The sequence below is a fragment of the Pontimicrobium sp. MEBiC06410 genome (assembly GCF_053601615.1).
Genome location: NZ_JBSHNT010000161.1, coordinates 173,343 through 185,151, shown reverse-complemented (window position 1 = coordinate 185,151; position 11,809 = coordinate 173,343). Strand labels below are relative to the sequence as shown.

The window sequence follows — 11,809 nt, the reverse complement described above, 5'->3', positions numbered from 1 at the left end:
TAACGATCTGGAATTGACTGCTAAAACTGTTTGCGGTAGGTGAGAGGTCTATAAAAAGGATAAAAATTAATATGAAGGAGAATACTGCTCAAATATCAAATTGGAAAGGGTATGCATTAGACCTCATTATTTACATAGCTATTATGTTTTTAATTAGGGAAACATCCATTCCCAATACTCACTATTTAGTAACCGGTTTTTTATATTCAGGTACTACTTTATTGGTAGCTACTTTGATGATGAAAAGACGTGGTTTAACATGGAAAGCACTGGGTTTAGTTAAGCCAAAAAGTATTAAAAAGGCACTTATAAGTTCTGTAGTAATCTTTATTACTATTATAGCTACATTACTTGTTTTTAACCTCATACAAGATTCATTTGCAATTACTAAAGAAAGTAGCGAAGCAGTTAGTGGTACTAATACAGGACATTCATTGTGCAACGGAGATTATAGCTATGTCTTTTCAATTATCATTTTTGTATGGTTACAATCTGCTTTAGAAGAATTATTAGAACGTGGATTTCTTATCACTTGGGTTGAGGGTTTGTGCATTAACACAAAATTTAAAACTATTATTGCTATTGTTTTTCAGGCTTGTATTTGGGGGTTTCGTCATTCGTATGATATTTCAGAACGCTCAATTTCTGTTTTCCTAATCGGGATCATTATGGGTATTGCTTATGTAAAACTAGACCGAAACTTATGGCCTGTTATTATTGCACATTGCGCAATGAATACAATATCTTTAATATAATTAAAACTAATATTAAGGCATATAAAGTATTAGTGTTACTTTTATAGCTTTAATTACAGTAGCGGCTCCCAAAAGCGCTATTACGCTAATTGTTATAAAATGTACTATAATGTTCTGCGTTATGTAACTTTGCTTTGGTAAAAAGCTTTTATCAAAGACAAATTTTCTTGTTTTTTTTCTCAAATGGTTCTTTAAAAAATGTAATGGAATACTCTTTTTGCTGAAAGGGCAGAGGTGTGGAGGCAAAATGTGTATGGAATGGTTATATTACACTAGATTTCTTAATCATTTTTAACATTAAGATAGAATGTGGGAATAAAATACTTTGACATCATTTTTAATTATAATATATTTATGTTACTAACACAATAAATATGTCATTAGATAACCTACTTCTTGAAAACATTAAAGCTTTAAAAAAACCAGAATTTGATGAAGTCGTACGTTTATATTTATCTGAAGTATATAATTATAAAAGAATAATTAATACTGATGGAAAAAACGATGGAGGAAATGATATTAGAGTATTTGATATTCAAGGAGTACGAAATCAATACCAGTTAACAGTTCAAAAATCTAATTTTGAAAGTAAATTAAATGAAGATTTAGACAAAGCAAAAAAAAATCATAAAAATCATGGTTTTTCAAATTCTTTAATCTTTTTTTATTCTAAACCTTTGACAAATGTTAAACGTGATGAGTTAATTAGAAAAGCATTACTTAACTATGGTATAATATTAATATTAATAGAAGCAAAACAAATATCACAGGAGTCTGCTTTTGATTATCCAGCTATTGCAGAACTGATTTTTAAATTAAACAAAATAAATATTACTAGCTCTCAGAAAGATGTTTTTGGTAAAGATGATGAAAAATACAAAATGCTTTATGATTTAATATCATTTGGTAGTGCAGTTGATATAAAAGGAGATTTAATAAAATCATACATTTTACATTTACTTTTAATTGAAAAAGATGAACTTCCTAAACTTGAAGTTTACGAAAGAATTGATAAGTATTTTAAGACAGTTGGAGTTAAATCTTATTATGATAATATAATTAATAATTTAAGTTCAAACTCCAAAATAAAAGTTACAAACAATAGAATAAAACTAACTGATGAAGAAAAAGAGCGTTTAGAAAATGTAATTAAAAAATTCGAATTAACTGAAAACCTATTTGTTATATCTATTGAAAAAAAGCTAAAGGAAAAAGGAATTAATGGAAAAACAAAGGAAGTTATAAATGCATTAAAAAAAGTTTATGACACAAATTATGCGGTGAATATTAGAGAAATTGACACTAGAGACTCAGACACTACATCATTCGAAAAAGAAACAAAATCATTTAAAAAATTTTTACAAAAAATATCTAACACTAAAAATGTAAATGAGTTATTAGAAGACTTATTTTCTATATGTGAATCTAATGATTTTATTCAAAAAATTAGTGCAGGAAATTTCTTTTCTAAAGTAACAAGACCAGAAAACATGCAAAGATTTGCTAGTTTATATAAGTCTGGATTAACTCAGATATATTTAGATACTCAAATTCTATTAAGGTCAATTTGTGTTTCTTTTAACCCTAAATTACAATTCGAAAGCCCTTTTTTAAGGTCTACAAGAAACCTTATTAATTATAGTGAAAAAAACAACCTAAACTTAAGTACATCTAAGGATTATGCTTATGAAGTAATAAATCATTTTAAAAACGCATTGAATTTGGTTCCGTTTACAAAATTTGATAAATATCAATCTCTTGGAAAAAGTAAAAATGTATTTTTTCAATTTTATGAAGTGCTTAATGAAAATAATTTTATAGATGAAAATGTTACATATGAAGGATTTCTTGAAATTTTAGGGTTCAGGTATAAAAGCCATAATGGTTCTAATAATTACTTTAATAAAGTTAAATACCTTTTAAATGCTAGTGGTATTGAAATAATTGATTTCCCTAGAAAATATTCTATAGGCGATGCAGTTAGGTTTTTTGAAGCAAAAGATGGAGCTGGAATGAATAGAAAAAAGAAACAACAAGCAGTTACATATGACTCAAGAATGCTTGAATTTTTAGCAGATGATAATGTAGATGTACATCCAATTGACCCTATTTTTATTACTTGGGATAAAACTTTTTTTAAAGTAAGAAAAGAATATTTTAAAGAAAATAGAAGTTGTACAAAGTGGTTTATGTTTACTCCTTCTAAATTTATTAGTAATCATTCTCTATTAAATTTTGAAGTAGAACCAGAATGTATAACGACTGAAATACTCTCAATTTTGGATGAAGATTCTGATTTTGTACAACAAACACAATCTTTATTAGATTCTATAAATTCAATAATAAATTTTGATGACGAAGTAGGAATTGAATACATAAACAAATTAAATAACTTAAGAGATAAAGAAATAAAAAGAGTAGATGAACAACCCGAATTTCCAGCAAATGCAAGTGATAAACCTGATGAAAGGCCAATTGTTATTGATTTAATATTCTTTAGACTTACGAACCATTTTAATAAAGACAAATCCCTTTTCGATGATTATAAAAATTTATTTACTAACAAAGAACATTTAGATAGTTTTATAAATATTATTTCTAACGAAATTGATTATTATCAAGCAAATGGTAAGCTTAATAACAAACTTATATCAAATATTTCTGCTTTAGTTGAAAAAAGTAATAAAACTAGTTGATGAAATTTCAGGAAAACATATTACTACAATTTCCTAATATCCCATTTAGTCAAACCAGTAGCTTTTTTTATTGTGTCAATATCAATTCCTTGATTTTTTAAGCTTGTTGCAATTTCAACTTTAACAGAACGCTCTTTTTCCACTTTTATACGCCATTCTGCAAACTCTTTCTTTTCTTTATCAATGATTTCATAAGCTCCAGAGCCTTGTAATTCAGTAATAATACCGCTATCTGCAAAACTTGTATATTTTTCTTCGGAAATAATTAAATGGTCAACCACTTCAATATTAATAAGTTTACCAACTTTTAATATTTTATCGGTAAAATCTTTATCCGTTTTTGAAGGCTCAATATTACCGCTAGGATGATTATGTACAAGAATCATTTTTACAGCTAACTTGTAAATCCCCATTCTAAATATATCGGGCGGATTTGCATTCACTCTATTAACAGCTCCAAGACCTATTAATTCAATAAATAAAATCTTGTTCTCATTGTCTAATCCAACAACCCAAAAATGTTCTTGATTACGCCTAATTTTATTCTCACGAAGTAATACCTGTTGCATTACTTTATAGATATCAGACGAGTTGAGTATTTTAATTTTTTGTTCCTTGGATAATCTTACATTCATAGTGTAAATATACTAATAGCGTACTAAAGGTTAATATAATAATTAATAAAGATAAAAGATATTTCTTTTACCTAACTTAGTATTTATTATTAATATACAATGAATAATTTATTAAACTCCTTAAAATCTGAATTAGCAAGTTTTGATTTAGAATTAACCACAAAACCCAATGGGAGGGAAGGAGTAGATTTTTTAATAGGAGATAATCAGTTATATCTACAATCAATTGATTTAGATACTACACAGCGCAGTATTAAAATCTCTAAACAAGATTTAGGAGAATTAAAAGATAACTTGCTTATCGCTTTAGTATTAATAATGGAGAAACAACTAAGGGTTGTTTATTTAATTCCATCCAAACAATTATCACAGTCTGATAATAATATCTTTATAGAAAACGAAGTAAGTTTAATGCCAAGCTTATCCAATTGGGAAATTAAAGTATCTAGTAATACCATTCCAGAACTAAGCAAATTCTCATTGGAAAATATGATTAATGAATTATGAAACAAAGACCAGTTTTATTTTATGCAATTATTCTAACTATAATAGTAGAAGTATTTTTTATAATTTTAGTTTATAATAAGGTTGGTAGCGAGAGAATGCCAACTCAATTTGGTAGGTTGATTTTCCAATTTATTCTCATAGCATTAATTATTAAAAAGTCTAATATTGCACTTTTTATCTTAACAGCATACCATATAATTACTGGATTACTGATTTTATATTCTAGTAACTCTAGCGAGTTATTTGGAATAACTCTAATAATTTATCACATATTAATCGGACTGATTATGTATTTCCATGATTCAATCGAAAAAAGAATTGGAATTGGAGAAAAAATTTAAAATAGAAGCACGATGTTAAAACGGCCTCATAAAACTTTGGTAAAACAATAGGCGAGAGAGCGTACATATTTTAGAGGGCTAGTAATCCATTTTATTAATAATTATAGTGTTTAAGGCTACTTCAAAAGAATATTAACAAGTTACAATGTTTTCTAAAATATAGCGATTGAGCCGTAATTGTTTCCAAAGTTTTATGCAGCCTTGATTTTTTTGTTTCTTTTTTTATCAAGAAAAAAAGATATCATGAAACCTTAAAGAGTTCAAAAGCTGAATGTCTATTTTACATAATTATAGTACACTTATTTAGTTCTAATGTTTCTTGAGAATCACGTATTTAAAAAATGTTGAAGGATTGTACAGAATATTAAAATTATAGGAGAAACAAAAACGATGAAGTTTAACGACCCAAGCACTAAATATTATAATGAGCTATAAATACTCTGGGATATTTTACATAATATAACATTATAGTTACACATCTAAATTATTCTAACGAAGACACAAATTGGCTTTTACATAATGGCTGTCGATATAAAACACTAGCGTGTTATTATATCTTCAATTATGTAAAATGCAAGCATACGCCAATCTGTTGTATAAATGTACTATAATTAATATTATGTAAAATAGAGTTTTTATGAAACTAAATTACAGTCTACTTCTATTTACCTTAAATACTTTACCAATAATCATATTATAAACACGTTAGTTCATTTTTTCGAGCTGTGTTATTATTTCTTCAGCTTCAAAAGTTTTTTGATCACTCAGTTTTCTGTTAATACTAGACAAACTATGCGCTTCTTTTAGTAGTTTCTTATATTTAGCTCTTAACTTTTCTTTTTCCGATTTTTTTTTGAACAATCCAAACATAGCATTGGAATTTGGTTTTTAAATACATATAATTATTTACACTGTTGGTCTTCCTTGAAGTCGTTTTTCAATTTTCTTTTTCTTAACTGTTAATCTTTTCATTACATCCATTAAAGCAGAATCTTTTGTCTTTTTATATATTTCATTTATAGCCAATATAAGTCGTTTAGCTTCTCTAGATGCAACTACTCTATCACTTGTAGACATATGACTCATTTTCGTGTTTTCAAACTGTGTAGCTTCTCGTAAAATATCCATAATAGTTTTGTTTAATTTAAAATAAATATAATTAAACAAAATAAAAGTAATTAAAATGTTAAGAATAATTTAACAAACCTATAATTAATACTATTTTAATTAATACACTATATATTAATGTCATTTAACTATGCGTTACTTAAAAGTTTATTTTTGCTATCTGTTTATTCATGAATATGTCTTTAAATAAAACTAAAATTACGATAGGTATTCTTGCTCATGTAGATGCAGGTAAAACAACTTTAACTGAAGGTATGTTACATACAGCTGGTGCAACTAGACTACGTGGTAATGTAGATAAAGGCTCTGCTATTACCGATGGTTTAGAAATGGAAAAAGAACGTGGTATTTCTATAAAAACGGCTACGGTAGATTTTGAGTGGAATAACACTATAATTACTATAGTTGACACACCAGGACATATAGATTTCTCTGCCGAAGTAGATCGAGCACTCTCTGTATTAGATGTTGTGGTATTGGTGGTTTCTGCTGTAGAAGGCGTACAAGCCAATACACTTAATTTATGGGAATCGTTACAAGAACGGAACATTCCTGTTTTAATTTTTATTAATAAAATAGATAGAAATGGTGCCGATATTGAGGAGGTATTTACAGATTTAGAAGCCGATTTACATACACATTTGTTTGCCTTAAATTATGCAGATTTAAGCAATCCAGATGCACCAAAACTAGTGCCATTTTTAGAGACAACTCCTTACCTATCTCAGTCGATTATTGAAAAAAGCTTCGAGAATTTAACAGAATACGACGATACTTTTTTAGGCGCTTATTTAAACGATAATCTTCCAGAGTTAAAAACAATAGAACATAGAGCAATTAGCCAAATTGCTTCACAAAAACTAGTGCCATTATTATTTGGAAGTGCTAAATTAGATATGGGTATTACGCCTTTATTAAACACTATTACTTCCGTCTTTAAAACCAATACACAAAACACCAGTAACAATTCAGCGAAAGTATTTAAAGTAGAATACGATTCAAGGTATGGCCGATTAGCTCACATTAAACTTTATAGTGGTTATATAAAAAACAAAGACAGTATTTGGTCTCAACAATTAGAAAAGGATATAAAAATTAATCAGATTCTTAAACGTAAACTAGGAACTTTTGAGCCCGTAGGAGAATTATATCCTGGAGATATTGGCGTTATAACAACTTCAGATGTTATTTTAGCTGGAGACGTTTTAGGTGAAACTACTTATGCTAATACCTATACTACAATTACACAACCAGTATTAAGTGTACAAGCTATCGCCGATAATGATAAAGACTACCAAAAACTTGGAGAGGCTTTAGACTTATTAAATATAGAAGATCCTCAACTAGACTTTAAATGGTATAAAGAAGATCGTGAGTTTCATTTACGAATACTAGGCCCTATTCAAACAGAAGTACTTAAAGACAGCTTATTACAGCGTTTTAATATTGCTGCACACTTTTTAAAGCCTAAAGTAATATATAAAGAAACGCCTAAGCAAGCTGCAGAAGGATATGTCCGCTATTGGATGCCAAAACCATGCTGGGCTATAATGACCTTTTTAATAGAACCCGGAGACCAAGGAAGCGGTGTACAATTTAACTCCAAAGTGCGCACTACAGACATTTCTGTAAAATACCAGAACGAAGTTAAACGAGCAGTGCCATGGGCATTACGTCAAGGCATTAAAGGATGGGAAGTTACCGATGTAAAAATCACTTTAATAGAAGGATCTGAACATAACATACATTCTAATCCAGGAGATTTTCTGCTAGCGACCCCTATGGGAATACTACGTGGCTTAGAACTAGCAGATACCGATTTGTTAGAGCCCATGTATGCCTTTCAAATAAAAGCAGATCAAGACACATTGGGTGCTATTTCTAGCGATTTAAATAAAATGAATGCTCAAATTGATGCTCCGGAATTTAACGAGAATCATTTTACTTTAACAGGAAGAGTTCCTGTAGAACAAGCTATGGATTACGGTATTAAATTCTCTGCGACAACCTCTGGTAAGGGACGTTTAAAATTAAATTTAGATGGGTATGAAAAAACTACCACTACTACAGAAAAAATAAGAGACTATAAAGGAGTGTCGCCACTAGACGAAGCGCAATGGATACTACACAAACGTGGTGCTTTTAAAGCAGACGAACGGAAAAATTGGTAATAATATAAACTTACTCTATTTCAAATTTATAACCAACACCATGAATATTAGTAATTTTAATAGCATCATCGTCTTGCAGTTTTTTACGTAATTTAGAAATATAAGTATCTAAACTTCTACCAACAAAAACACCATTATCTTCCCAAACCTTCTTATTAAACTCATCACGCTTTATAATCTGATTTGGATTAGCCACAAGTATCTCTAAAAGTTCACATTCTTTTTTAGATAAACTAATCTCTTCGGCCTCTTTAACCAATTTATTTTGTTCAGGATAAAAACGAAAACGTCCTACTCGTGTATACGTTGCATCAAGAGTTTCTATTGTTTCTATTGTTTCTATTGCTTCTTTTGTTTGCTGTTTTTTCTTTTTTAATATAAAAACATCTAATAATAATAGTAAACACACAAAACCTATAATGTATAATATTATTTGCGTCTTAAAAAAAAGCTGATCTCGTTTAGTAAATTTTATTTCAATAGTATAACAACCTTTAGGTAAATAGCGTCCAGAACAAGGTATAATTGTATTTTCTTCAAGAATACTCATTTCATAACTATAACCTACTAATTGCTCAAAACACTGCAATACAGACACACGATAATGTTTGGACAAATCGGTTTTAGTAAATACACTATCTACAATAGATACCAAATTATGAGGCTCAAAAGACAGTTCTTTTTCAAAAGATAATAGGTAAGTACTCTTTTTATTCTCTATTATAGGTAAAATTAATGAAGTAGAATCTTTATTAGATAACAATAATTGATTCCCTATTTCTCTAATTGCAATTTTAGCACGATCGTTAAATGTCTCCTGCTCTTTTTTCGATTTAAAAAATAAAGCAGCTGCTATAACTAATAAAAGCAGTACGATATAAATATATGTTTTTTTCTTACTCATAGTTTATGCAAATAACATGCAATTTCATGACATTTTACAACCGTTGACACTTCTTTTACACTTTTTTGACACTTTTTGCGAGTGCTACCAATAGTTTTACCATCAGAATTAATCATAAAACAAACAGACATGAAATCACGTATTCTATTATTTATTATTACAATTTGCTCACTATCATTTAGTACAGCACAAGAACAACCTTTAAATATTAATGCCGCTACAAGTCAATTAAAATGGTTTGGTGAATATACTTTTTATTTTGGCGGACACGATGGCACTATTAGTTTTAAAGAAGGTTATTTTCTAAAATTAGGAGATGTTATTACAGGAGGTGAGTTTATTATAGATATGACTTCTATAATATGTAATGATTTAGAATCTCAAAAGGCAAAAGATGGTCTTGTTAAGCATTTAAAAGATCCCGATTTTTTTGATGTTGCAAACTATAAAGAAGCTAAACTAGTAATTACAAGTGTAAACTACCACACAGCAACTACTATGAAGGTATTTGCCAATTTAACTATTAAAGGCATAACAAAACCTATAAATTTTAATGCAGAAGTCGATTTCGAAAAAGAACAAATGACAACACGCTTTAAAATAGACAGAACCCGTTGGGGAATAAACTATAATAGCGATATAAAAGATAACGCTATATCTGATGCTATCGGTTTTGAAGCAACTTTAAACTTAAAGTAATGAAACATATAATTGCATCTATCGCATTACTAATATGTGCTTTACAAAGTAACGCACAACAAGACGAAATAAAACAAAGTGTACTTATAGCAGATACCACTTGGTTAGAAGAGGTTATTCCTTTTCCTATAAGGTTCGCTCCAGAAATTAAATATCAAGGCTTTGAAGATCTCCGTTTTGCGAAACATTGGAGCGATAAAACACATCCCGAATTTTGGTCTTATCTATTTACATGGCACGTAAAAGGTGAAATAAAGCCAACAGTGGAAACATTAGAAACCAATTTAAAACATTATTATAATGGACTCATGGGCGTTGTTAACAAAGATAAAACGTTTAAAGTTCCAGACAGTAATATTCTATTTATAGAAACAGAAACTTTAGATAAATCACCACTTTATGTAGGGAAAGCTAAAATTTACGATTCGTTTCATACTAAAACAATTATTACTTTTAACATACAAGTAACCTATCGCTATTGTAAGGTTTTAAACACATCAGATATTATTTTTAAGCTATCTCCACAGGCGTTTAATCATAATATATGGCAACGTTTTAAAACGATAAAATTTAAAGAAAACACCTGTTATTAAACAAAAACATAAAAGCTTAGAGTTTCTTTTTAACAAAACAACTCTAAGCTTATACCTTATATTAAATAACAAACCACTCCTCTATTTGTAATTTATTCTAAATATTTTCTAAATAAAAAGTTAATTAAACCCACCTTTAATAGTAGTAGTCTCAAGGTTTCTTAAATTTGTTTAATTACTAAACCTTAAAACTCTTTAAGGTACAATAATTAAACATTATGAATAATTTTGAATATGTAAACCCTACCAAAATTATATTTGGTAAGGACACTATAAAAAAAGTTGCACAAGAAATACCTACAAATGCTAAAGTGTTGCTGCTCTATGGAGGCGGAAGCATTAAACGAAATGGAATTTACAATCAAGTAACAGCAGCATTAAAAAATACAGAAATATTAGAGTTTGGTGGCATCCCTCCTAACCCAGAATACTCCATTTTAATGCAAGCCTTAAAAATTATTAAAGAAGAAAATATAACATTTTTATTAGCTGTTGGTGGTGGCTCTGTAATAGATGGCACCAAGTTTTTGGCTTCAGCAGCATTATATAAAGGAGATACACCTTGGGATATACTTAAAAACGGAATCCGCACAACTAAAGGTATGCCATTTGGTACCGTTTTAACACTTCCAGCTACTGGATCGGAAATGAATTCGGGAGCCGTTATCACCAACGCAGAAACAAAAGAAAAATTAGGAATGGGAGGACCTGGACTATTCCCAACCTTTTCTATTTTAGATCCACAAGTAGTAGTTTCTATACCAAAAAGACAACTAGCCAATGGTATTACTGATGCTTTTACACATGTTTTAGAACAGTACATGACCTACCCTATTGGTGCAAAACTACAAGATCGTTTTGCAGAAAGTATTTTACAGACTTTAATAGAAATAGCACCAGTAGTTTTAGAAGATCCAACTAATCATGAAGCAACATCAAACTTTATGTGGTGTTGTACAATGGCTTTAAACGGATTAATACAAAAAGGTGTCCCTACAGATTGGGCCATACATGGTATAGGTCATGAATTAACTGCGTTATTTGGTATAGACCATGCGAGAACATTGGCTGTAATAGCGCCTAGCCATTACAAGTTTAATTTTGAAACTAAAAAAGAAAAACTAGCACAATACGGAACACGTGTTTGGAATATTACTGAAGGAAATACTGAAACTATTGCACATATTGCTATAGAAAAAACAGAAGCCTTTTTCAACTCCTTAGGTATAGATACTAAATTATCTGAATACACTTCTCAATATGAAGGAACTGCCGAAAAAATCTCAAAACGTTTTACAGAACGTGGTTGGTTAGGTATTGGTGAACATAAATCCTTAACACCAGACAATGTAGAAGCAATTGTAAAAATGGCTTATTAAA

The 11,809-nt window shown here is 29.2% G+C and carries 12 protein-coding genes; 8 read left to right on the top strand and 4 right to left on the bottom strand.

Annotation, left to right across the window (positions count from 1 at the left end; genetic code table 11):
• Nucleotides 1–71 precede the first annotated feature (71 nt).
• A complete protein-coding gene (locus tag ACVC08_RS15400; protein ID WP_452602698.1) occupies nt 72–755 on the top strand; it encodes a CPBP family intramembrane glutamic endopeptidase in 684 nt (227 codons plus the stop codon).
• A 374-nt stretch (nt 756–1,129) separates the two neighbouring features.
• Entirely contained in the window at nt 1,130–3,451 is a 2,322-nt protein-coding gene (locus ACVC08_RS15395; RefSeq protein ID WP_452602697.1) for a hypothetical protein, read from the top strand.
• A gap of 23 nt (nt 3,452–3,474) precedes the next feature.
• On the opposite strand, the gene ACVC08_RS15390 is transcribed toward ACVC08_RS15395, so the two are convergent.
• Complete coding sequence (locus ACVC08_RS15390) at nt 3,475–4,086, bottom strand: JAB domain-containing protein (protein ID WP_452602696.1); 612 nt, start codon at nt 4,084–4,086, stop codon at nt 3,475–3,477.
• 99 nt (nt 4,087–4,185) lie between these two features.
• Between ACVC08_RS15390 and ACVC08_RS15385 the strand changes: the two genes are divergently transcribed.
• Both ACVC08_RS15385 and ACVC08_RS15380 read left to right on the top strand, forming a co-directional pair.
• Entirely contained in the window at nt 4,186–4,593 is a 408-nt protein-coding gene (locus ACVC08_RS15385) for a hypothetical protein (protein ID WP_452602695.1), read from the top strand.
• Entirely contained in the window at nt 4,590–4,934 is a 345-nt protein-coding gene (locus ACVC08_RS15380; RefSeq protein ID WP_452602694.1) for a hypothetical protein, read from the top strand. Before ACVC08_RS15385 ends, ACVC08_RS15380 begins: the two co-directional genes overlap by 4 nt.
• A 705-nt stretch (nt 4,935–5,639) precedes the next feature.
• Here ACVC08_RS15380 and ACVC08_RS15375 read toward each other — a convergent pair.
• Together ACVC08_RS15375 and ACVC08_RS15370 are read right to left on the bottom strand one after the other, a co-directional pair.
• Entirely contained in the window at nt 5,640–5,804 is a 165-nt protein-coding gene (locus tag ACVC08_RS15375; protein WP_452602693.1) for a Lacal_2735 family protein, read from the bottom strand.
• A 36-nt stretch (nt 5,805–5,840) separates the two neighbouring features.
• A complete protein-coding gene (locus ACVC08_RS15370) occupies nt 5,841–6,062 on the bottom strand; it encodes a hypothetical protein (RefSeq protein ID WP_452602692.1) in 222 nt (73 codons plus the stop codon).
• Between the two features lie 176 nt (nt 6,063–6,238).
• Here ACVC08_RS15370 and ACVC08_RS15365 point away from each other — a divergent pair, with 176 nt between their 5' ends.
• Nucleotides 6,239–8,233 (top strand): GTP-binding protein, encoded by a 1,995-nt coding sequence (locus ACVC08_RS15365; RefSeq protein WP_452602691.1) that lies wholly within the window; start codon nt 6,239–6,241, stop codon nt 8,231–8,233.
• A 10-nt stretch (nt 8,234–8,243) separates the two neighbouring features.
• Here ACVC08_RS15365 and ACVC08_RS15360 read toward each other — a convergent pair whose 3' ends face one another.
• Entirely contained in the window at nt 8,244–9,137 is an 894-nt protein-coding gene (locus tag ACVC08_RS15360; RefSeq protein ID WP_452602690.1) for a winged helix-turn-helix domain-containing protein, read from the bottom strand.
• Between the two features lie 129 nt (nt 9,138–9,266).
• Between ACVC08_RS15360 and ACVC08_RS15355 the strand changes: the two genes are divergently transcribed.
• From ACVC08_RS15355 to ACVC08_RS15345, 3 genes are all read left to right on the top strand, one after another.
• Nucleotides 9,267–9,836: a YceI family protein gene (locus ACVC08_RS15355; protein ID WP_452597709.1), complete on the top strand. Its 570-nt coding sequence runs from the start codon at nt 9,267–9,269 to the stop codon at nt 9,834–9,836.
• Nucleotides 9,836–10,429, top strand: a complete 594-nt coding sequence (locus ACVC08_RS15350) for a hypothetical protein (RefSeq protein ID WP_452602689.1) — start codon at nt 9,836–9,838, stop codon at nt 10,427–10,429. Before ACVC08_RS15355 ends, ACVC08_RS15350 begins: the two co-directional genes overlap by 1 nt.
• Nucleotides 10,430–10,647: 218 nt before the next feature.
• Nucleotides 10,648–11,808 (top strand): iron-containing alcohol dehydrogenase, encoded by a 1,161-nt coding sequence (locus ACVC08_RS15345; protein ID WP_452602688.1) that lies wholly within the window; start codon nt 10,648–10,650, stop codon nt 11,806–11,808.
• Nucleotide 11,809 lies beyond the last annotated feature (1 nt).